At 68.0% G+C, this 21810-nt stretch carries 21 protein-coding genes; 12 read left to right on the top strand and 9 right to left on the bottom strand.

The window, feature by feature from the left end; genetic code table 11:
- The first annotated feature begins 11 nt into the window (after positions 1-11).
- Positions 12-530: an SRPBCC family protein gene (locus QO033_RS01705; RefSeq protein ID WP_284479184.1), complete on the top strand. Its 519-nt coding sequence runs from the start codon at positions 12-14 to the stop codon at positions 528-530.
- Positions 531-753: 223 nt separating this feature from the next.
- Here the strand turns inward: QO033_RS01705 and eno are convergent, their stop codons facing one another.
- Positions 754-2031 (bottom strand): phosphopyruvate hydratase, encoded by a 1278-nt coding sequence (gene eno, locus QO033_RS01700; RefSeq protein WP_284479183.1) that lies wholly within the window; start codon positions 2029-2031, stop codon positions 754-756.
- A 67-nt stretch (positions 2032-2098) separates the two neighbouring features.
- The gene (locus QO033_RS01695; protein WP_284479182.1) at positions 2099-2968 is read right to left on the bottom strand and encodes a DMT family transporter; all 870 of its coding nucleotides are present in this window, start codon (positions 2966-2968) and stop codon (positions 2099-2101) included.
- A gap of 185 nt (positions 2969-3153) precedes the next feature.
- Between QO033_RS01695 and QO033_RS01690 the strand changes: the two genes are divergently transcribed.
- Positions 3154-4206: an AbrB family transcriptional regulator gene (locus tag QO033_RS01690; protein ID WP_284479181.1), complete on the top strand. Its 1053-nt coding sequence runs from the start codon at positions 3154-3156 to the stop codon at positions 4204-4206.
- Here QO033_RS01690 and QO033_RS01685 read toward each other — a convergent pair.
- Entirely contained in the window at positions 4112-5542 is a 1431-nt protein-coding gene (locus QO033_RS01685) for a DEAD/DEAH box helicase (protein WP_407682081.1), read from the bottom strand. The two genes, QO033_RS01690 and QO033_RS01685, sit on opposite strands and share 95 nt — an antisense overlap.
- 392 nt (positions 5543-5934) lie before the next feature.
- Here QO033_RS01685 and QO033_RS01680 point away from each other — a divergent pair, with 392 nt between their 5' ends.
- Positions 5935-6357, top strand: a complete 423-nt coding sequence (locus tag QO033_RS01680; protein ID WP_284479180.1) for a Fur family transcriptional regulator — start codon at positions 5935-5937, stop codon at positions 6355-6357.
- A 108-nt stretch (positions 6358-6465) separates the two neighbouring features.
- On the opposite strand, the gene QO033_RS01675 is transcribed toward QO033_RS01680, so the two are convergent.
- Entirely contained in the window at positions 6466-7191 is a 726-nt protein-coding gene (locus QO033_RS01675) for an endonuclease/exonuclease/phosphatase family protein (RefSeq protein WP_284479179.1), read from the bottom strand.
- A 164-nt stretch (positions 7192-7355) separates the two neighbouring features.
- On the opposite strand from QO033_RS01675, the gene QO033_RS01670 reads away from it, so the two are divergent.
- Positions 7356-8249 carry a DMT family transporter gene (locus QO033_RS01670; protein WP_284479178.1) on the top strand — a complete coding sequence of 298 codons (894 nt, stop codon included), beginning with the start codon at positions 7356-7358 and terminating at the stop codon, positions 8247-8249.
- An 80-nt stretch (positions 8250-8329) separates the two neighbouring features.
- Here the strand turns inward: QO033_RS01670 and QO033_RS01665 are convergent, their stop codons facing one another.
- Positions 8330-9748 carry a protein adenylyltransferase SelO gene (locus tag QO033_RS01665; RefSeq protein WP_284479177.1) on the bottom strand — a complete coding sequence of 473 codons (1419 nt, stop codon included), beginning with the start codon at positions 9746-9748 and terminating at the stop codon, positions 8330-8332.
- Between the two features lie 70 nt (positions 9749-9818).
- Between QO033_RS01665 and QO033_RS01660 the strand changes: the two genes are divergently transcribed.
- Complete coding sequence (locus QO033_RS01660) at positions 9819-10241, top strand: cupin domain-containing protein (RefSeq protein ID WP_284479176.1); 423 nt, start codon at positions 9819-9821, stop codon at positions 10239-10241.
- Between the two features lie 167 nt (positions 10242-10408).
- Here the strand turns inward: QO033_RS01660 and QO033_RS01655 are convergent, their stop codons facing one another.
- Complete coding sequence (locus tag QO033_RS01655; RefSeq protein WP_284479175.1) at positions 10409-11521, bottom strand: anhydro-N-acetylmuramic acid kinase; 1113 nt, start codon at positions 11519-11521, stop codon at positions 10409-10411.
- Between the two features lie 62 nt (positions 11522-11583).
- Between QO033_RS01655 and tyrS the strand changes: the two genes are divergently transcribed.
- From tyrS to QO033_RS01640, 3 genes are all read left to right on the top strand, one after another.
- Positions 11584-12840 carry a tyrosine--tRNA ligase gene (tyrS, locus tag QO033_RS01650; protein WP_284479174.1) on the top strand — a complete coding sequence of 419 codons (1257 nt, stop codon included), beginning with the start codon at positions 11584-11586 and terminating at the stop codon, positions 12838-12840.
- 255 nt (positions 12841-13095) lie between these two features.
- The gene (locus QO033_RS01645) at positions 13096-13851 is read left to right on the top strand and encodes an SDR family NAD(P)-dependent oxidoreductase (RefSeq protein WP_284479173.1); all 756 of its coding nucleotides are present in this window, start codon (positions 13096-13098) and stop codon (positions 13849-13851) included.
- Positions 13852-14016: 165 nt separating this feature from the next.
- A complete protein-coding gene (locus QO033_RS01640) occupies positions 14017-15228 on the top strand; it encodes an MFS transporter (RefSeq protein ID WP_284479172.1) in 1212 nt (403 codons plus the stop codon).
- A gap of 15 nt (positions 15229-15243) precedes the next feature.
- Here QO033_RS01640 and QO033_RS01635 read toward each other — a convergent pair whose 3' ends face one another.
- The 3 genes from QO033_RS01635 to QO033_RS01625 form a co-directional block, all read right to left on the bottom strand.
- The gene (locus tag QO033_RS01635) at positions 15244-17052 is read right to left on the bottom strand and encodes an ABC-F family ATP-binding cassette domain-containing protein (protein WP_284479171.1); all 1809 of its coding nucleotides are present in this window, start codon (positions 17050-17052) and stop codon (positions 15244-15246) included.
- 62 nt (positions 17053-17114) lie between these two features.
- On the bottom strand, positions 17115-17843 hold the full coding sequence (locus QO033_RS01630) for a GNAT family N-acetyltransferase (RefSeq protein ID WP_284479170.1): 729 nt from the start codon (positions 17841-17843) through the stop codon (positions 17115-17117).
- A gap of 165 nt (positions 17844-18008) precedes the next feature.
- The gene (locus tag QO033_RS01625) at positions 18009-18479 is read right to left on the bottom strand and encodes an outer membrane protein assembly factor BamE (RefSeq protein ID WP_284479169.1); all 471 of its coding nucleotides are present in this window, start codon (positions 18477-18479) and stop codon (positions 18009-18011) included.
- 110 nt (positions 18480-18589) lie between these two features.
- Here QO033_RS01625 and QO033_RS01620 point away from each other — a divergent pair, with 110 nt between their 5' ends.
- The 4 genes from QO033_RS01620 (at position 18590) to QO033_RS01605 (ending at position 21742) form a co-directional block, all read left to right on the top strand.
- Complete coding sequence (locus QO033_RS01620; RefSeq protein WP_284479168.1) at positions 18590-19126, top strand: YceD family protein; 537 nt, start codon at positions 18590-18592, stop codon at positions 19124-19126.
- A gap of 272 nt (positions 19127-19398) precedes the next feature.
- Complete coding sequence (gene rpmF, locus QO033_RS01615; RefSeq protein ID WP_284479167.1) at positions 19399-19605, top strand: 50S ribosomal protein L32; 207 nt, start codon at positions 19399-19401, stop codon at positions 19603-19605.
- Between the two features lie 22 nt (positions 19606-19627).
- Complete coding sequence (plsX, locus tag QO033_RS01610) at positions 19628-20767, top strand: phosphate acyltransferase PlsX (RefSeq protein WP_284479166.1); 1140 nt, start codon at positions 19628-19630, stop codon at positions 20765-20767.
- A 3-nt stretch (positions 20768-20770) separates the two neighbouring features.
- Positions 20771-21742, top strand: coding sequence for a beta-ketoacyl-ACP synthase III (locus QO033_RS01605; RefSeq protein WP_284479165.1), 972 nt, complete (start codon positions 20771-20773; stop codon positions 21740-21742).
- Positions 21743-21810: the final 68 nt, after the last annotated feature.

Below are 21810 nucleotides of genomic sequence, written 5' to 3'. Positions count from 1 at the left end.
GCGGAGCGGTCATGACAAATTCGACGCCGGCAGCCCGCGTGACTGAGAGCTGCCCGGTCAACCCTGGAGCCCCAATGAAATTTGCCGGAAAAGAGATCATCAACGCGCCCATCGACACCGTCTGGACCGTGCTCATCGACAAATCCAATCTGGAAAGTTGGGCGAACGATCACGGCCTGCCGCTGACGCGCGCGGAGGGCGAGGACGCCATCGGCGTCGGGACCTCCTGGACCGGCACTTTTTCGGTCAGCCTGCTGAGCGGCAAGGTGGTGATCAAGGCGGTCGAGAGCGATGTCCCCAATCGGCTGGCGTTCGAAACCAAGATCGCGGGCATCACCGCAGCGACCAAGATCGTGCTCAAGCAGAAGACGGAAAACTCCACCGTTATTCGCGCGGTCACCACCCTCGCGGCGTCATCGCCGAAGGGGCATCTCGCCATGGCGGGCATCCGGCTGAAGAAGAATTCGGCGGAGGCGCATTACAAGACCCATATCAAGGACTTCTTCAGGAAGATCAGACAGGCCGCCTAGGTCCCGGAATTTTCCAGGCGTCGTTTGCCCCGCAACGGCCGCGTTTTCACCCGGCGCTTTGGACGCGGCTTTTGCGGCCCCGCGATCGCCTGTCAACGCCTGCGCGTCTGACCGGCCGTTCTGATCGGCGCCACCCTGCCCCTTGCACAAGGCGCACGGAAAACCCCCGCCGCCTTTCGGCAGCGGGGGCGTTTTCTCAACCGGGAAACCGGGCTCTGGCGGATCAGCCGCGCAGGATCGAACGACCGGCGTATTCGGCCACGTCGCCCAGCATTTCCTCGATACGGATCAACTGGTTGTATTTCGCCAGCCGGTCGGAGCGGGCCAGCGAGCCGGTCTTGATCTGGCCGCAGTTGGTGGCGACCGCCAGATCGGCGATGGTGGCATCCTCAGTCTCGCCCGAGCGGTGCGACATCACGTTGGTGTAACGCGCGCGATGGGCCATATCGACCGCCTGCAGCGTCTCGGTCAGCGAGCCGATCTGGTTCACCTTCACCAGCATGGAATTGGCGACACCGGCCTGAATGCCTTCGGCCAGGCGCTTGGGGTTGGTCACGAACAGGTCGTCCCCGACCAGTTGCACCTTGCCGCCCAGCTTGTCGGTGAGGATCTTCCAGCCTTCCCAGTCGTCCTCGGCACAGCCATCCTCGATCGACAGGATCGGATAGGCGGCGACCAGATCGGCCAGATAGGCCACGTTCTCTTCGGCGCTGAGGATCTTGCCCTCGCCCTTCATGTTGTATTTGCCGCCCTCGAAATACTCGGTCGAGGCGCAGTCGAGGGCCAGGTAGATGTCTTCGCCCGGCTTGTAGCCGGCCTTCTCGATCGACTTCAGCACGAAATCCAGCGCGTCGCGGGTCGAGGCCAGCTCGGGTGCGAAACCGCCCTCATCGCCCAGACCGGTGGACATGCCGGCGGCCGAGAGTTCCTTTTTCAGGGTGTGGAAGACTTCGGAGCCCATGCGCACGGCGTCGCGGATGTTTTCCGCTGCCACCGGCATGATCATGAATTCCTGGATGTCGATCGGGTTGTCGGCATGTTCGCCGCCGTTGATGATGTTCATCATCGGCACCGGCAGGACCCGGGCCGAGGTGCCGCCGACATAGCGATAGAGCGGCTGCGAGGTGAAATCGGCCGCGGCCTTGGCCACTGCCAGCGACACGCCCAGGATCGCGTTGGCGCCCAGCCGGCCCTTGTTGTCGGTGCCGTCCAGTTCGATCATCGCCTGGTCGATGCCGACCTGCTCCAGCGCGTCGAAGCCCACCAGCTCTTCGGCGATCTCGCCGTTGACGGCGGCGACGGCTTCCAGCACCCCCTTGCCCATGTAGCGCGACGTGTCGCCGTCACGCTTTTCCACCGCCTCATAGGCGCCGGTCGAAGCCCCCGAAGGCACGGCGGCGCGGCCCATGGTGCCGTCTTCCAGGATCACGTCGACCTCGACGGTCGGATTGCCCCGGCTGTCGAGAATTTCGCGCGCGTGAATGTCGATAATCGTGCTCATGTCGTAAACCCCGATAAATTGGTCGCCTGCCTCATACCGGGCCGGTGGCGGCAGGGAAAGGGGGCTGTCAGGGCTTGGGCCGATGTTTGCGCTCACGCCAGAGCGTATAGATGCCGGAGGCGACAATCACCGCGGTTCCGACCAGCATCAGGGCGTTGGGACGCTCGTTGAAGACGGCCAGGGCGAAGACCAGCGCGAAGATGATCCGGGTGTAGCGGAACGGCGTCACGAAGGAGACCTCGCCCACACGCATCGCCGCGGTCAGCGCGTAATAGGCCCCCGCCCCCAGCGCGATCACCCCGAGAAACCGCAGCCCCTCGGTCGGCCCCGGCATCACCATCGGCTCTCCGGTGACCATGCGCAGCACCAGCGCGGTGGGGATCTGGATCACGAAGGCCAGGAAACTGAGCTGAGCAGAGGTGGTTTCGCGCGGCACCACCCGGGTGGCCACGTCGCGCATGCCGAGCCCGACCACCGCCAACAGCGCGAACAGCGCCATCGGATCGAAGCCGGCGCCGCCCGGCTGGATCACCAGCATGACACCGAGAAAGCCCACGATCACCGCGCCCCAGCGGCGCCAGCCCACCGGTTCCTTCAGAAACAGCGCCGCCCCCAGCGTCACCAGCAGCGGGCTGGCCTGCAGGATGGCCGAGACCGCCGCCAGCGGCGCCAACGCCAGCGCCGTCACCATGCCGACGGTGCCGCAGATCTCACCCAGGTTGCGGATCATCACCGGCCGGGTCAGATAGGCACGGGTCCACAGCGGCCGCCCCGCCGCCCTGGTCAGCAGCGCGAAGACCAGCGATATCCCGGTGCCAAGGATCAGGATGATCTCCCAGCTCGGCAGGCTGCCGGCCAGCAGCTTGATCAGCATGTCCTCGGCCGCAAAGCCGAGCATGGCCACCGTCATCAGGGCGGCACCGCGCAGGTTGTCCATCGGGATCGATCCGTCGAAAGAGAAAGGTGCCGGAGGGCACCCGCCCGCCATGACCGAATTTCGGGCAGGCTGCAAGCGGTGCCGCGCCGCCGGCCCCGCCCGACCGGCGGTGGCGATGGGCCGGACACAACGGGAGATTATGGCGGGAGATTGTGGCCGCCCCACAGCGGTGATAGGGCCGGAGCATGACCCGCCTTCCCGCCCTCTTGTGGACCAATGCCCGCGCGCTCGGCCTCGGCGCGCTGGGGGCCGCGCTGGCCTATCTGGCCGCCCTGCCCGCAGCCTTGCTGATCGGCCCGGCGCTGGTGGTGTCTCTGGCCGGGCTGGCCGGTGCCCGGCTGTCGGTCTCGCCGCGGCTGATGCAGATATGCCTGGTGGTGCTCGGCCTCGGGGTCGGCAGCGGATTTTCGGCCGAAGCCGGCCGGGCGGTACTGCACTGGCCGCTGGCCTTCGCCGTCCTCGGGCTGGCGCTGGTGGCGATCCTCTGGTCCGGCCAGCAGGTGCTGATGCGGCTGTTTCACTTCGACCCGGTCAGCGCCAGCCTGGCCTCCGCCCCCGGGCACCTGAGCTTCGTCCTCGCCTCCGCCGCCGATACCGGCAGCGATGTGGCGCGGATCGCCGTGGCGCAGACCCTGCGGGTACTGGTGCTGACGCTGAGCGTGCCCTTCGTCGCCCTGGCGCTGGGGGTGCGGATGGCGCCCGGGGTGCTGCCACAAGGGGTGCCGATGCCGCCCCTGCAGCTGATCGTGCTGGCGCTGGTCGGGGTGGCGCTGGGGGTGCTGTTCCGCCGGCTGAAATTTCCCGCGCCGCTCCTGCTCGGACCGATGGTCGCCTCCGCCGGCGGCCATGTCACCGGGCTCAGCACCGGCAGCCTGCCGCTCTGGCTCAGCATGCCGGCGTTTCTGGTGATGGGCACGGTGATCGGCACCCGGTTTTCCGGCGTGTCCCTGGCGCTGTTGCGCTCGGCGCTGATGGCCGGGCTGGCAGTGACCGCGATCAGCGTCGCGGTGATGACCCTGGCCGCTTTTCCGGTGGCGCTGGCGCTGGCGATGCCCACCGCCCATGTGCTGACCGGCTTCGCCCCCGGCGGGCTGGAGACGATGATCGCACTCGGTGCAGCGATGGGGGCCAACCCAGGTTTCATCACCGCCTGCCACGTCCTGCGACTGCTGATCCTGAGCGCGCTGATCCCGCTGACCCTGCGGCGGGCCCGCCGCGCCGCGCAGCCCGCCCGTTGACAGGAAAACGCCCCCGGGCCGAGGCACGGGGGCGTCCGATCATCCGATCGCGGCCGCGTCGGGCCGCCTTGCTGGGCCGGCGACCGCCGCCGCCACCGCCACCACCGCGGCGCCGCCGACGCGGCCCACCGGCCTGACCCGGCTTGCCGGACCCGCCGCGCCGCCCGCCGGGGCCGGATTTCGGCGCCGTGGGGTCTTCCATCACCTCCCAGGGGCGGCCAGAGGCCACCGGGATCGACATCTTCATCACCTTCTGGATCGCCTTCAGCTCGCCCATCTCGTCAGGCGCGCAGAATGCGATGGCAGAACCGTCCTTGCCGGCCCGCGCGGTGCGGCCGATCCGGTGCACATAGGCATCCGGCACATTCGGCAGATCGTAGTTGTAGACGTGTTTGACGTCGGGGATATCGAGCCCCCGGGCCGCCACGTCGGTGGCCACCAGCACCAGGATTTCCCCCGCCTTGAAGGCCGCCAGCGCCCGGTCGCGCTGTCCCTGGCTCTTGTTGCCGTGGATCGCCGCCGTGGCATAGCCGGCCCGGTCCAGCGCCTTCATCAGCCGGTCGGAGCCGTGCTTGGTGCGGGCGAAGACCAGCGCCAGCTCGTCGCGGTGGGTATCGAGCAATTCGATCAGCAGGCCGGTCTTTTCCGCCTTGGCGATGAAATGCACCGATTGGGTGATCTTGTCGGCGGCCTTGCCCGGCGGGGTGACCTCGACCCGCATCGGATTGTTCAGATAGCTCTGGGCGATCTCGTTCATCTGCTTCGGCATGGTGGCCGAGAACAGCAGCGTCTGACGCTCCTCCGGCAGCAGCGCCGCGATCTTGCGCAGCGCGTGGATGAAGCCGAGATCGAGCATCTGGTCGGCTTCGTCCAGCACCAGGAAATCGCAATCCTCCAGGGTGAGCGCCCGGCGGTCCAGCAGATCCAGCAGCCGGCCCGGGGTGGCGACCAGAATATCGGTGCCGCGCTCCAGCCGCTTGATCTGGGCGTTGATCGACTGGCCGCCGACCACATAGCCCACCTTCAGCGGCGTACCCTCGACCAGCGCCCGCAGGGTGTCGCAAATCTGGTTGGCGAGTTCGCGGGTCGGCGCCAGCACCAGCCCGCGGACGGTCTTCTGCGCCGGCTTGCGGCCGTATTCCAGCATCTTGGCGACCAGCGGCAGGCCAAAGGCGGCGGTCTTGCCGGTGCCGGTCTGGGCCAGGCCCATCACATCGCGGCCGTCCAGCGCATGCGGGATCGCCCGAGACTGGATCGGGGTCGGTTCGCTCAGCCCCATGGCGGCCAGGCGGGTGAGCAGGTGAGCCGGCAGGCCCATCATCTCGAATTGGTTCAAAACATATCCTTTCGGCCCCGCGGGACGGACCACGGACAGGGCGCGGGTTCAGCCGCCCGCGCAGGCGGGCGACAGTGGGGCGCGGACCTCTGCCCCCCGGCCGAATGCCAGGGAACCGGCCAAACGCATCGGCCCCACGCGTGATCTTGGGAACGGTCGGCACCGACCCGGTCTTCCCCACCCTTGCCCAGGCCTTTCGCCGTGGGCCGGGCTGCGATATGCTCGCGCCCCTGGGTCATCTGCTCACGCGGCAGAGGTCAGTGCCTGATCGCCAGATGGACGCCCGGCGCGCCGATGTCAACCACCCGCCGCGGTTTCTGCGGCGCAAAAGCCGGTAGCCGCAGCGAAAAACAGGCGTTAAACCCAAAGCCCGAGACAGAATGGAACCGCCGATGACCGAAACCATCCTTGCCCGCTGCGAGGCCAGGGGGCTGCGCATGACCGGACCGCGCCGCACCATCGCCCGCGTGCTGGAGGAAAGCGACGACCACCCCGATGCCGAGGAGCTGCACGCCCGCGCCAGCGCCATCGACCCCGGCATCTCGATCGCCACCGTCTACCGGACGGTGAAGCTGTTCGAGGAATCGGGGATACTGGAGCGGCTGGAATTCGGCGATGGCCGGGCCCGCTATGAGGATGCCGAACGCGATCATCACGACCACCTGATCGACCTGAGCACCGGCGAGGTGATCGAATTCGTCGACCCCGAGATCGAGGCGCTGCAGGAGAAGATCGCCGCCAAGCTCGGCTATGAGCTGCGCGGTCACCGCATGGAGCTTTACGGCGTGCCGCGAAAGACGACGCCGAAGCCCTGAGCCGCGCCGTCCCGAGAGGTGACGATGGGGATCGGGGGCGCTGCCCCCGGCTCCTGCGGAGCCTCCCCCGGGATATTTGCAGCCGGAAAAACGCCCTCTCGGCTGCGGCTAGCCGGCGCTGCCCAGATCGGCCCGATCGCACAGCAGATCGGCCCAGATCGGCAGGTGATCCGAGGCGATCCGCGCCGGCTGATCCTCATAGAGCCCATGCGCCGCCGCCCGCAGCCCCGGGCCCAGGGCGATCCGGTCGAGCGGGCCCAGCGGGCGTGGCGCCGGGAAGCTCGGGCGCGGAGGCAGGAACCGCATCTGCGGCGCGATCCGGTCCAGCACCGGCTGGGTCGACCATTCGTTGAAATCGCCGGCCCAGACCGTGGGCATCGCCGGCATGCGGGCGCAGTCCTGCAGCACCTGCTGCACTTGCCGGTAGCGATAGCGGGCGACCAGCCCCAGATGCATCCCAACCACCCGCAGCGGTCCGAAGGGGCCGTCGAAACTGACCCAGACCGCGCCGCGCGGCTCCAGCCCCGGAAGCGGCAAATGCCCCTTGCCGGTCAGCCGCAGCCCGCTGCCGCGCCAGATGATCGCATTGCCGTGCCAGCCCAGCGATCCGGCGCCGCCGAGATCGGCAATCTGCCAGCCGGCCTCCTCCAGCACGAAATGCGGCAGCGCGGCGGGACGCGGCGGCAGGCGCTTGTCGGCCTCCTGCAGCACCACGATGTCGGCGCCCAGCCGGTCGACCACCTGCAGGGTGCGGCGCGGCAGCCGGCGCAGATCGAGGCCGACGCATTTCTGGATGTTGTAGCTGGCCAGGCGCAGCTTGACGGGATCGGGCATGGAACCGGCAGTGAGAAGTGGCGCGTTGCCTGCGATTGTGCCGATGCTGCGGCGCGGCGCAAGCCCCGCGTGCGATCCTTTGCCGAGAGCCCGTGACCGGGAGCCGCGCCGCGCCGATGCGACAGACCTTGACAAAGCCGGCCGCGCTGGATCGAGTGCGCGGCATGGGAGACAAACGTGCAATCGATCCGCTCGGGGCGGCGACCCTGACCGGGTTCGCCCTGCTGCTCGCCTTCAACCAGGTGGTGATCAAGGTCACCTCGGGCGGACTCGCCCCGGTGTTCCAGGCCGGCCTGCGGTCGGCGATCGCGGCCATGGTGCTGCTGATCTGGATCGTACTGCGCCGGGTGCCGCTGCGCCTGCCGCGCGGTGCCCTGCTCTGGGGTCTGATCAGCGGCGCCGTCTTCGGTTTCGAGTTCATGGCGCTGTTCGTCGCGCTGGATCACACCACGGTGTCGCGCGCCTCGGTCATCTTCTACTCGATGCCGGTCTGGCTCGGGCTTGCCGCGCACCTCTGGCTGCCGGGCGAGCGGCTGAGCGGAGCGCGGATGGCCGGCATGGCGCTGGCGCTGGCCGGGGTGGCGCTGGCCATGGCCGACCGCAGCCAGGGTGCGGCCAGCCTGCTGGGCGACAGCCTGGCACTGGCGGCGACACTGGGCTGGGCGGCGATCGTGATGATCACCCGGGCGACGCCGCTGGCGCAGGTCTCGCCCTCGGTCCAGCTGTTCTTTCAGGTCGCCGTCTCCGCGCCGGTGATGCTGATCGCCGCCGCCCTGATCGGCGAGGGGCTGCGGGCACCGACGGCGCTGCATTGGGCCGGGCTGTGGTTTCAGGGGATCTGCGTCGTCAGCCTGGGCTTTCTGCTCTGGTTTCACCTGCTGACGATCTACACCGCCTCGGCGGTGGCCTCCTTCAGCTTTCTGTCGCCGGTCTTCGCCGTTGCCCTCGGCTGGCTTCTGCTGGGCGAACAGGTCGGGCCCGGCATCTGGGGGGCGCTGGCGCTGGTGGCCACCGGGATCGTGCTGATCAACCGGGTGCCGGCGGCGCGGCCGGGATAGGGGGGGCGCTGCCCCCGGGTGTGCTCCGCACGCCCTCCCCCGGGATATTTTTGCCAGATCGAAGGGCGTGCCACGCGGGATCAGGTGCCGCAGAAGGTCGCCTCCACCACCTCGTCCGGCAGCGGCGGGCGGCACAGATCCGCGGCCCCCGGCTGATCGTCGAAGGGGGTGGAGAGCGCCGTGGAGAGCCGCGCGAAGGGGGCGTAATCGCCCGCCACCGCCGCCTCGATCATCTGTTCGATGCGGTGGTTGCGCGGGATGATGGCGGGATTGGCCGCCGCGATCAGCGGCAACGGGTCGGGCTGTCCCCGGCGGCGAGCGCGCCACTCGGCCTCCCAGGTGTCATAGGCGGTGGGGTCGGTGAACTGATCGCGCGCCTCCGGCCTGCCCAAGGCGCGGAAACTGTTGGTGAAATCCGCCTGGTTGGCGGCCATCCGCGCCAGCAGTTCAGAAATCAGCGCCGCGTCCCCCTCCTGCGCGTCGGCGAGCGCCAGCTTGGCCCGGAACCGGGTGAGCCATGCGGCATGGATCTGCGTCGGCATCGCGTGGACGATCTCGGTCGCCTCCTCCACCGCCGCCTCGCGATCCTCCATCTGCTGCAACAGCGCGGTGGCGAGCTGCGCCATGTTCCAGACCGCGATATCGGGCTGGCGGTCATAGGCATAGCGACCATAGCGGTCGATCGAGCTGTAGACCGTCTGCGGATGATAGGTGTCGAGAAAGGCGCAGGGCCCGTAATCGATGGTCTCGCCGGAGATCGCGGCATTGTCGGTGTTCATCACCCCGTGGATGAAGCCCACCGCCATCCACTGTGCCACCAAACCGGCCTGGGCCGCGCAGACCGCCCGCAACAGCCCCATCGGCCCCGCCGCCCCGGGATAATGCCGGGCGATGGCATAGTCGGTCAGCCGGGACAGGCTGTCGAGATCGCCGCGCGCGGCGAAGAACTGGAAGCTGCCCACCCGCAGGTGACTGGCCGCGACCCGGGTCAGCACCGCACCGGGCCTTGGCCCGTCGCGCAGGATGATCTCTCCGGTCTCCACCGCGGCGAGCGCGCGGGTGGTGGGGATGCCCAGAGCATGCATGGCTTCGGAGACGACATATTCGCGCAGCACCGGCCCCAGCCAGGCGCGGCCGTCGCCGCCCCGGGAATAGGGCGTCCGCCCCGCCCCCTTCAACTGAATATCGCGGCGGGTCCCGTCCCGGTCCACCACCTCGCCCAGCAGAACCGCACGGCCGTCGCCCAGCTGCGGGTTATACTGGCCGAATTGATGCCCGGCATAGACCTGCGCCAGCGGCGCCGCCCCCTCGGGCAGCCGGTTGCCGGCGAAGACCTCGGCTTGCTCCTCCGCCGTGCCGGGATCGATCCCCAGCAGCCGCGCCAGATCGGTATTGAAGGCGACCAGCCGCGGCGCCGCCACCGGCTGCGGCCGCTGGGCGGTGAAAAACGTGCCCGGCAACCGGGCGAAACTGTTGTCGAAGGGGATATGCAGGCTCATGTCCCCTAGATAACCCGCGCTGGCCAGATTGCCATAGCCTCCGCAGCGCGGCCCGGGCATAATCGGCGCCATGACCGCGGACGATATCATCAGAGAGCTGGCGCTGGAGCGCCATCCCGAGGGCGGCTGGTTCCGCGAAACCTGGCGCGCCGCGACGCCAGAGGGACGCGGCAGCGGCACCTGCATCTACTTTCTGCTGGCGGAGGGCGAGGCCAGCCACTGGCACCGGGTCGATGCCACCGAGATCTGGCATTACCACAGAGGCGCACCGCTGGTGCTGTCGATCAGCCCGGATGAAACCGGCCCGGCGCGCGACCATCTGCTCAGCCCCGATCTGACCGAGGGCCGACCGCATCTGATCGTGCCGGAGCATCACTGGCAGGCGGCCCGCAGCACCGGGGCCTATACGCTGGTCTCCTGCACCGTGTCCCCCGGCTTCGACTTCGCCGGCTTCACCCTCGCGGCGCCAGAGTTCGACATCCCGCGCGGCTGATCCCCCGGCCTTTCCGGGATGTGTCCGGTCGGCGCCGCGCCGGGGATGTGTCCGATCGCGGCTGAAACGATCCACTGGACTGTTTGTTCCTGCGCCGCTCACCCCGGCTCTTGTCCTGGCTCCGAACATCCCGGGGGCGTCTCAGCAGGAGGCGGGGGCAGCACCCCCTAATCCCGCTCCGGCCGGCTCAGCACACCGCCGCCAACCAGCGCGCGCACCCCGGTGGTACCGGGGCAGGAGGTCGCCATGCCATAGGCCACCCGCACCGCGAGATAGGCGAACGCCTGGGCTTCCAGCATGTCGCCGTCGAGCCCGACGGTCTCCACCGGATCCACCGGGCAATCGAGCGCCACCTGCAGCATCTCCATCAACACCGGGTTGTGACGGCCGCCGCCGGTGACCAACAGCCGTGCCGGCGGGCGCGGACAATGTTCCATGCCCTGCAACACCCCGGCGGCGCACATGCCGGTCAGGGTCGCCACCGCATCGGCATCGCTCAGTTCGCCGACGAGGCCGATCATCTCGGCGAAATCGTTGCGATCGAGCGATTTGGGTGGCATGCGGGCGAAATAGGGTTCGGCCAGGAACAGCTCCAGCGCGCCCTCCTCCACCTGCCCCCGGGCGGCGAGCCGTCCGCCCTCGTCCATCGCCAGCCCGAGACGCGCCTGCATCAGATCGTTGATCGGCGCATTGGCCGGGCCGGTATCGAAGGCCAGCAACGCCCCCGCCTCCTCCGGCGCCTCGAAGGCGGGATCGACATAGGTGATATTGCCCACCCCGCCGAGGTTGAGAAAGCAGAGCGGCTCCGTCGCGCCGATCCACTTGGCGCAGGCGAAATGGAAAAACGGGGCCAGCGGCGCCCCTTCGCCCCCCAGCGCCACGTCGTCTGAGCGGAAGTCCCAGACCACCGGCACACCCAGGGCCTCGGCCAGCGCGGCGCCGTCGCCGACCTGGCAGGTGCCGCGCCCCTTCGGTTCATGCGCCAGGGTCTGGCCGTGATAACCGACGATATCGACGCCCTCGAACTCCGCCAGCAGCGCGGCATGGGCGGCATCGACAACGCGCCCCGCCGCCTCGGCCGCAGGCCCCGCCCAGTGGCCGAGCCCGGCGTGCAGCACCGCCCGCTCCGCCTCGGAATAGGGCCGATAGCCGGTCTGGCCGAACCCCAGGATCCGCCGTCCGTCGGTCTCCACCACCGCCGCATCCACACCGTCGAGAGAGGTTCCGCTCATCGCCCCAAGCGCCCGCATCGGGGCGCCTGTCCTGCCGGCCTTATTCATGGCCTTTTCCTTTGTGTCACTGCCGCCTATACACTCCCCGCAAATCAACCCCGAGGCAAGCCATGACATACCATCCCAAATCCGACTTCCTGCAGGTGATGATGGAACGCGGCTATCTGGCCGACTGCACCGATTACGAGGGGCTCGATGACGCGCTGACCTCGGGCGTGGTGACGGCCTATATCGGGTATGACGCCACGGCGCAGTCGCTGCACGTGGGCCATCTGCTGAACATCATGATGCTGCGCTGGCTGCAGAAGACCGGGCATCGGCCGATCACCCTGATGGGCGGCGGCACCACCAAGGTCGGCGACCCGAGCTTCCGCTCGGACGAGCGGCCTCTGCTGAGCCCGGAGCAGATCGACGCCAATATCAGCGGCATGAAGCAGGTCTTCGCCAAATACCTCTCCTATGGCGACGGGCCGAATGGCGCGATGATGCTGAACAACGCCGAATGGCTGGACGACCTGAACTATCTGGAGTTCCTGCGCGACATCGGCCGCCACTTCAGCGTCAACCGGATGCTGAGCTTCGAGAGCGTGAAATCGCGGCTCGACCGCGAACAGTCGCTGTCCTTCCTCGAATTCAACTACATGATCCTGCAGGCCTATGACTTCCTGGAGCTGAACCGCCGCTACGGCTGCGTGCTGCAGATGGGCGGGTCGGACCAATGGGGCAATATCGTCAACGGCATCGACCTGACGCGCCGGGTGCTGGACAATACCATCTTTGGGCTGACCTCGCCGCTTCTGACCACTTCGGACGGGCGCAAGATGGGCAAGAGCCAGGGCGGTGCCATGTGGCTGAACGCCGAGATGCTGAGCCCCTATGAGTTCTGGCAGTTCTGGCGCAATACCACCGATGCCGACGTCGGCCGGTTCATGAAGCTCTATACCGAGCTGCCGGTGGCGGAATGCGACCGGCTGGGTGCGCTGGAAGGCTCCGAGATCAACGCCGCCAAGATCATCCTGGCCAATGAGGTGACGAGCCTGCTGCACGGTGCCGAAGCAGCGGCGGCGGCAGAAGCCACCGCGCGGGAGGTCTTCGAAAAGGGCGGCGTGGGCGACGACCTGCCGACGCTGGAGCTGAGCGCGGATGAGATCGCCGACGGCGGCATTTCCATCGTGCAGGTGATCGTGAAGGCGGGTCTGGCAAAATCCGGCAAGGAGGCCAAGCGGCTGATCGCCGAGAACGGCGCCCGCATCGACGATGCGCCGCTGACCGATGCCGGGCTGATGCTGGATGCCGCCGCGCTGGCCAGCCCGGTCAAGCTCTCGGCCGGCAAGAAACGCCATGCGCTGGTGCAGCTCAAGGGCTGATGCCGGCCCGAGACAGCGACAGTCTGCAACGCCCCGGCCCCCAGGTCGGGGCGTTTCGCGGTTAGGGGGATGAGCCGCGCGGTTGCGCCCGGTCCGGTGCGCCTTGCCGAAGGTGTCCCCTGCGGGAGCCTCCGGCGGGAGTATTTGCACAGAGAAGAAGCGGCGCGCCGTGGCGTATGCGATTTGCGGGCTGGATCCCGGCCCCTCGGCGCTGTTATCTGAACATATGTTCATATCGAGGGGGAGGAACCCGCAATGAAACTCAGTGAAACCGCCGCGGTCATCACCGGTGGCGCCTCCGGTCTGGGCGAGGCCACCGCGCGCCATTTCGCCTCTCAGGGCGCTCAGGTCACCCTGTTCGACCGCGATGCCGAGCGCGGCGAGAAGGTTGCCGCCGAGATCGGCGGGCATTTCGTGCAGACCGATGTGACCAGCGACGAGTCGGTGGCCAAGGCCATCGCCCATGCGGTCGAGAAGATGGGCAAGATCACCGCCGCGGTGAACTGCGCCGGTATCGGTACCGTCGGCAAGACGCTGGGCAAGGAAGGACCGCTGCCGCTGTCCACCTTCCAGATCACCGTGGACGTGAACCTGGTGGGCAGCTTCAACGTCGCCCGTCTGGCCGCCGCCGAGATGGCGAAGAACGCACCCGACGCCGATGGCGAGCGCGGGGTGATCATCAACACCGCCTCGATCGCCGCCTTCGACGGGCAGAAGGGCCAGGTGCCCTATGCCGCCTCCAAGGGCGGCATCGTCGGCATGACCCTGCCGATGGCCCGTGACCTGTCGCGCGACAGCATCCGGGTGATGGCGATCGCGCCGGGCATCTTCCTGACGCCGATGCTGATGGGCCTGCCGGAGACGGCCCAGCAGCAGCTGGCCGCCGATGTGCCGAACCCGCCGCGGCTGGGCCGACCGGAGGAATACGGCCGCCTCGCCGCCTTCATCGTCGAGATGGGCTATCTCAACGGTGAGGTGATCCGCATCGACGGCGCGCTGCGAATGCGCTGAATCCCGCGCGGCCCCGCCACCGGGGCTGCGTCCCTGCCCGCCGCGGAGGCACCGGTCGCGGCCTGGCAATCACATCTTCGCGCCCGGCGCCGGCGCGGCTGGCGCCCGGCGCAGCGGCGATCTAGGGTCATGGACGTGACCCCCTGGACCGGACCGCTGCCCGTGATGACGGATCCCCTGCCTGAGGCCGCACGGCGGCCGGCCATTCCCCGCACCATCTGGGCGCTCGGCCTGGTGAGCCTGTTCATGGACATCTCCTCAGAGATGATCCACGCGCTTCTGCCGCTGTTTCTGACCACGACGCTGGGCGCCAGCGTGGTCTTCGTCGGTATCCTCGAAGGCGTGGCGGAGGCAACGGCGGCGCTGGTCAAGGTGTTCTCCGGCTATCTCTCCGACCGGATCGGCCGGCGCAAACCGCTGATTCTGATCGGCTATGGGATGGGGGCGCTGTCGAAACCCTTCTTCGCCCTGGCCGCCGCCCCGGCGCCGGTTCTGGCCGCCCGCTTCGTCGACCGGATCGGCAAGGGCATTCGCGGCGCGCCGCGCGACGCGCTGATCGCCGATGTGGTGGCGCCGGAGATTCGCGGCCGCGCCTACGGGCTGCGCCAGGGGATGGACACTGCCGGCGCCTTTCTCGGGCCACTGCTGGCGATCGCGCTGATGGCGCTGTTTTCAGACAACATGCGCGCGGTCTTCTGGGTCGCCATCCTGCCCGGGCTGATCGCCGTCGCCTGTGTGCTGCTGGGGGTGGAGGACCGTGCCGCGGGACCGCAGGCCGAGCGCCGAGCGCCGCCGATCCGGCTGGCCGATATCCGCCGCTTCGGCCCCGCCTTCTGGGGGCTGGTGCTGATCGGGGTGCTCTTCACCCTCGCCCGGTTCAGCGAGGCGTTTCTGGTCCTGAAGGCGCATGACCAGGGGCTGCCCTTGATGCTGGCGCCGCTGGTGCTGGTGACGATGAATGTGGTCTATGCGCTCGGCGCCTATCCGGCCGGGGCCTGGTCCGACAGCGCCGCGCCCACGACATTGTTGCTGACCGGCCTGGCCGCGCTGCTGGGCGCCGATCTGCTGCTGGCCTTCGCCCCCGGCCTGATCTGGACCTTCGTCGGGCTCGGGCTCTGGGGGGTGCATATGGCGCTGACCCAGGGGCTGATGTCGAAGCTGGTGGCGCAGCATGCGCCCGAAACGCTGCGGGGGTCGGCCTTCGGGCTGTATAATTCCGCCACCGGCGGCGCGATGCTGGCGGCCAGCGTGATCGCCGGGCTGTTGTGGGACCGGCTCGGCCCCTCGGCCACCTTTCTGGCCGGGGCCGGATTCGCGGTGGCGACCGCGCTGGTCATCGTCCTGCGGGGCCGGCCGGGCGGCGCCCGGCAGGGCTGAACCGGGCCGGCGGGATCAGCCGGCGGCGGCCTTCTCCTCCAGCTCCAGCCATTCCTCCTCGGCGGCGGACAGTTTCTGCTGCCGCTGCACCAGCGCTTCGGTCGCTTTCTGGAACTTGACCGGCTCGCGGCTGTAGAGCTCGGGATCGGCCATCAGCTCTTCGAGCTTGGCGATCTCCGCCTCCAGCCGTTCTATCTCCGCCGGCAAGGCGTCCAGTCGGTGCTTCTCGGTGAAGGAAAGCCCCGCCTTCGGCTTGACCTCCTGCTTGATCTTCGCCGCCTTGACCTTTGCTTTCTCAGCCTTTTCCGGCGCGCTATCGGGCCTTTGCGCCTGATAGTCCGACCAGCCGCCGGCGTAGATGGTGGCGCGCCCGTCGCCTTCCATCGCCACCGTGGTCGCCGCCACCCGGTCGAGGAAATCACGGTCGTGGCTGACCAGCAGAACGGTGCCGTCGTAGTCGTCCAGGAGCTCCTGCAGCAGGTCCAGCGTCTCCACATCCAGATCGTTCGTCGGTTCGTCCAGCACCAGCAGGTTCGAGCTCTGCGCCATCAGCCGCGCCAGCAGCAGACGCGCCTTCTCCCCGCCCGAGAGCGAGCGCACCGGCGCCCGCGCCTGGCGTTCGTCGAACAGGAAATCCTTGAGATAGGCCACCACATGTTTCGGCACGCCGCGCACCATCACCTGATCGGATTTTCCGGCCACGCGCATCGCCGGATCGCCGGTCAGGCTTTCCCACAGCGTTGCGTCGGGGTCGAGCTGGGCGCGCGCCTGATCGAAGACCGCGATCTCCAGATTGGTGCCGAGTTTCACGCTGCCGCTGTCCGGCGTGACCTCGCCCAGCAGCAGTTTCAGCAGCGTCGTCTTGCCCGCGCCATTGGGGCCGACAAAAGCCACCCGGTCGCCGCGCTGAATCTGGATCGAGAAGTCGCGCAGAATGATCTTTTCGCCGTAAGTCTTTGAAATATTGTCAGCCTCAATGACCTTGCGGCCGGATTTCGGACCCGCCTCCAGCGCCATGGCCGCGGTGCCCTGGCGTTTGATCTGCGCCGCCCGCTCGGCCCGGAGCGCCTGCAGCGCCCGCACCCGGCCCTGGTTGCGCTTGCGCCGGGCGCTGATGCCCTCGACGGCCCAGCGACCCTCGGACTTGATCAGCCGGTCCAGCTTGTGGCGCTGCATGTCCTCTTCGTCCCAGAGCGCGTCGCGCCAGGCCTCGAAATGCTCGAACCCCTTCTCCTGCCGCCGCACCTGCCCCCGGTCGATCCACAGCGTCGCGCGGGTCAGGTTGCGCAGGAATGCGCGGTCGTGGCTGATCAGCACGAAGCCGGCGCGGGTGGCGGCCAGTTCGCGTTCCAGCCAGCCGATCGCCTCGATATCCAGGTGGTTGGTCGGCTCGTCCAGCAGCATCAGCTCCGGCGCCTCTGCCATCAGCCGCGCCAGCGCCGCGCGCCGCCGCTCCCCGCCCGAGGCGGTTCCCACCGGACGGGCAGGATCGAATTTCAGCCCCTCGCCGGCGCGTTCGACCTTGTAGAGATCGCCCGGCGCCAGCCCGGCGCTGGCGAAATCGCCCAGCGTGGCATAGCCGGCCATGTCCGGGTCCTGTTCCATATAGCCGACCGACACACCGGGGCCGACGATCACCTCGCCCTGATCGGGCTCCACCAACCCGGCCATCACCTTCATCAGGGTGGATTTCCCCGATCCGTTGCGCCCGACCAGCGCCACCCGGTCGCTGGGCTGCACCACCAGGTCGAGGTCTGAGAACACCGGCTCCCCGCCGAAGGTCAGGGAGATGTCGTTGAGCTGAAGAAGAGGTATACGTGCCATATCTGCCAGCTATCCGCGCCGGCGGGCGCCGTCAATCTCCTGCCGCGCTATCCGGAACGGCCTCAGCCGGCGACGGCGCGCAACAGCCGCTTGCGGGCGGGGGGAATCGCCCCGATCTCCAGCCCGGTGAAGACATGCAGCGTGTTCATCTGCCGGTCGACCACCGCGTGATCGCTGACCCAGCCCCCCATCAGCAGATAGGTGCGCAGCAAGGGCGGCATCCTGAGCATCGCCTTTTTCGCATCCGGCTTGCGCCTGAGCCGAGCGGCGAAGCGAAAGACATCCGGCGCCTTGACCCGCGGCAACCAGCGTTTCGGCCCCAGATGACGGTGTTTCAGCATCGCGAAGGCATCGAGGTAGTCGTCTGTCTCGGTCCCGGCAAAGGAGGAACAGCCGAACAGCATCTCCACCCCTTCCGCATCGACGAAGCGGGTCATCGCCCCCCAGGCCACCCGCAGGATATCGGGATCGTGCCGTTCCGGGTCGATGCAGAATCGCCCCATCTCGACCATCCGGCCGGGAAAGCTGCGCAGCCCCTCAAGCTCGTAGAACTGGGCGGAGTAGCTGCGGTCCAGATCGCCGCCACCTTCCAGCACCAGCATGCGGAAACAGCAGACCAGCGCGCCGCTGCGCTGATCGCGGACCAGCACATGATGGCAGATGTCGTCGAATCCGTCACGATCTGGTGCCGCCGTCCGGAACGCCCGGGTGCGCAGGGCCTGAGCCTCGGCGATCTCCTCGGCGCGGGTGGCCAGGCTGGCCCGGTATCGGCCTTTGGTCAAAAGGGACATTGCGCTCTCCGCAAGCTCACGCCGGGAAGGTAGACGCGCCGCCCTTAGCACACAAGGTGTGACAGCGCGGTGACGCGCCCGGAGAGGCGCGTCGCTCCGGCTCGGGATCGCCGCTTCAGATCACCGCCGACCGGCCCGCACCGGAACCGTCGGCGCCGATGCGGATCACTCTTCCAGCATGTTGCCCGGGTTGAACCGGCCGAGGTTGCCCAGCAGCTGACGCAGGAAGGTCTTGTCTTCGACGCTGGAGCTGGTCACCCGCCGCTGCAGCGGCACCACCTTGCCGTCTTCGAGGCCATAGCGCTCGATCCCGCTGACCGTGCCGCGCGCGTCGAAACTCACCGCCACGACTTCCCGCGACACCACCTTGGGGGCGGTGGCACCGTAGTGGCGCATCCGGCTTTCGACATAATAGAGCGCGCTGTCCTTCAGCACCCCGGTCGAGGTCGGCGGCCCCAGCTTCTCCAGCACCGCGTCGCGGCTGTCGGCACCGAGGCGGATGCTGTCCAGCTCGTCCTGCGGCGGCACGTAACCGTGGTTGCGATAGATCGCAACGCAGCCAGCCATGCCCAGCATCGCCGCTCCGACCAGCGTCGCACGCAGGCCCGTCTTGAGCTGTGGGAAAAATGCGGTCATGACTGCCCTCTCGCCTTGGCTTTAATGTGCCTGCTCCTCCGATTATATAAACTGCGCACGTGGTTCAAGTTCATGTGCCACCTCCCTTCTACGAAGCCCGAGAGACGACGATGACCCAGTCCCATGCCCTGCGGGTGGCCGATCTGCCCCAGAACGCCGCCACAGCCTTCGATCTGACGCCCGATGAGGACGCCCGCCGGGCGCTGGCGGAGGAACTGGGGATCAGCGCGGTGCGCAAATTGCACTTCTCTGGACGGGTCGCCGCCCAGGGCAAGCGCGACTGGAAGCTGGTCGGCAAGCTGGGTGCCACGGTGGTCCAGCCCTGCGTGGTCACGCTGGAGCCGGTCACCACCCGGATCGACAGCGAGGTCGAGCGGCGGTTTGTCGCCGACCTGCCCGATCCCGATGGCGCCGAGGTGGAGATGCCCGAGGACGACAACACCGAACTTCTGGGCGCGACCATCGATCCCTGGACGGTGATGACCGAGGCGCTGGCGCTGGCGCTGCCGCTCTATCCCCGCAAGGAGGGTGCCGAACTGGGCGAAGCTGTCTATACCGCGCCGGGCCAGGTGCCGATGCGCGACGAGGACACCCGCCCCTTCGCCGGCCTCGCCGGGCTGCGCGACGCGCTGAAGGGCGAGGAGTGACGCCTTCGGGCTGCGTCTCCGTCCCCGCCACCGCCGCAGGCAACCCGATCCGACCGGCCCCGACGGCAGCACCGCCGCGGCGGGATTTCCCCCTCCATTCCCCGAAAAACCGCTTGCGCCGGCAGGAATTCGCAGTATTTTCGCCCGCTCATCGGATTTAGGGTTGGACAAGCCGCAGGCCCCGGCCTAAACGCACGTCACGCCGTATCACACGGAATCGAAACACGGCTCGCGAGACCGCTCGGAGCCCCAGATCAGACAAGGGTTGAGACATGGCTGTCCAACAGAACAAAGTTTCCAAGTCGCGCCGCAACAACCGCCGTGCGCATGACGCTCTGGTTGCTGCAAACCCCAACGAGTGCTCCAACTGTGGCGAGCTGAAGCGTCCGCACCACGTGTGCCCGTCCTGCGGCCATTACGACGACCGTGAAGTCGTCGCCATGACCGACGAGATCGAGCTGGACGAAGACGCGGCTTGAGCCACACCAGACGTTGCCGCGCATGACCTCCATGCCCGACCAGATGTCTGAAACGTCCAGCCAGCCGGCCGGACGAATCGTCATATCGGTCGATGCCATGGGGGGCGATGCCGGCCCTGGAGTGGTCGTGGCGGGGATGGATCTCTCCGCCCGCAAGAACCCGGATATAGGCTTCATCCTGCATGGGCCCGAAGACCAGCTGAAACCGCTGGTCGCCAAGCGTCGGTCCCTGACCGGGCGCGTGGCCTTTCATGACGTGACCGATGTGGTCACCATGGAGGACAAGCCCAGCCATATCATGCGGCACGGCCGCGGCACCTCGATGTGGGCCGCGGTCGAAGCCGTGCGCGACGGCGACGCCCATGGCGCGGTGTCCTGCGGCAATACCGGTGCGCTGATGGCGCTGAGCATGCTCTGCCTGCGCCGCCTGCCCGGCATCTCCCGTCCCGCCATCGCGATTCACTGGCCATCCCGCAACCCGCAGGGGTTCAACCTGATGCTGGATGTCGGCGCCGATGTGCGTGCCGATGCCCGCGACCTGCTGCAATATGCGATGATGGGCGCCTCCTACGCCCGCAACGGGATGAATCTGCGGCGCCCGCGCATCGGCCTGCTGAACGTCGGCACCGAGGAACACAAGGGCCGGCCCGAGCTGAAAGAGGCGCATGCGCTGATCACCCAGTTCGCCGACAAGGCCAGCTTCGATTTCGTCGGCTTCGTCGAAGGCAGCGATATTCCCGGCGATGTGGCCGATGTGATCGTGACCGACGGCTTTACCGGCAATGTCGCGATCAAGACCGGCGAAGGCACCGCCAGCATGATCGGCCAGGCCCTGCGCGAGGCGTTCCGCTATTCGCTGCTGTCGCGGCTGGCCTCTGTCCTGGCGATCACCTCGCTGCAGCGGCTGAAGAAACGTATCGACCCGCGGCGTGCCAATGGCGGCGTGTTCCTCGGGCTGAACGGCACGGTGGTCAAGTCCCACGGCGGCTCGGATGCCACCAGCGTCTCCGCCGCGATCAAGATGGCCTTCCAGCTGGCGCAGTCCGGCTTTGCCGAAAAGCTCGCGGCACGGGTTGCATCCGCGGCAGAGCTTACCCAAGATGCAGAAGGACGTAGCGTCAAGGACGCTGCCGAAGAAAAAGACGGCGAAGGGCAGGCATAGACTATGGTGAAACGTTCCGTGGTAATCGGGGTCGGACATTATCTCCCCGAGCGCGTCGTTCCCAATTCGGAATTCGAAAAGACCCTCGATACCTCGGACGAATGGATTCGCACCCGCTCCGGGATCGAGCGCCGCCATTTTGCCGCCGAGGACGAGACCACCTCGGATCTGGCCACCCATGCCGCCGAGGCGGCGCTGACCGATGCCGGGCTGAAGGCCACGGATATCGACGCGGTGATCGTGGCCACCTCCACCCCGGACCTGACCTTTCCCTCGGTCGCGACCATGGTGCAGGCGCGGCTGGAGCTGACCCATGGCTTCGCCTTCGACGTGCAGGCGGTCTGTGCCGGCTTCATCTATGCGCTGTCGACCGCCAATGCGATGATCCTGACCGGTCAGGCGCAGCGGATCCTGGTGATTGGGGCCGAGACATTCTCGCGCATCATGGACTGGACTGACCGCTCCACCTGCGTTCTGTTCGGCGATGGCGCCGGCGCGGTGATCCTTGAGGCCCGGGTGGGCGGCGGCACCCCGGACGATCGCGGCATTCTGGCCGTCGATCTGAATTCCGACGGCCGCTACAAGGACCTGCTCTATGTCGATGGCGGCGTGTCGACCGGCACCTCCGGCCACCTGCGTATGCAGGGCAACCAGGTGTTCCGCCATGCGGTCGCCAAACTGGCCCAGACCGCCGAGACCGCGCTGACCAGTGCCGGGCTCAGCGCCGCGGACGTCGACTGGATCGTGCCGCATCAGGCCAATATCCGGATCATCCAGGGCACCGCCAAGAAAATGGGCCTGTCGATGGACAATGTCGTTGTCACTGTTCAGGACCATGGCAATACCTCCGCGGCCTCGATCCCTCTGGCGCTGTCGGTGGGCAAGGCGCGCGGCCAGATCAAACCGGGCGACCTGCTGGTGACCGAGGCCATCGGTGGCGGGCTGGCCTGGGGCGCGGTGGTTCTGCGCTGGTAAGCCCGGTCTCGGCCCAGCTTGCCGCTCCGCCGAAGCTCGCCCCTGCAATTCATTGATATTGACAGGGA

Origin of the sequence: Pseudodonghicola flavimaris, from assembly GCF_030164425.1 — a bacterium.
GTDB classification, from domain to species: Bacteria; Pseudomonadota; Alphaproteobacteria; order Rhodobacterales; family Rhodobacteraceae; genus Pseudodonghicola; species Pseudodonghicola flavimaris.
Note: the sequence above shows the minus strand (reverse complement) of the source record. Positions and strands in the feature narration are given on the sequence as shown.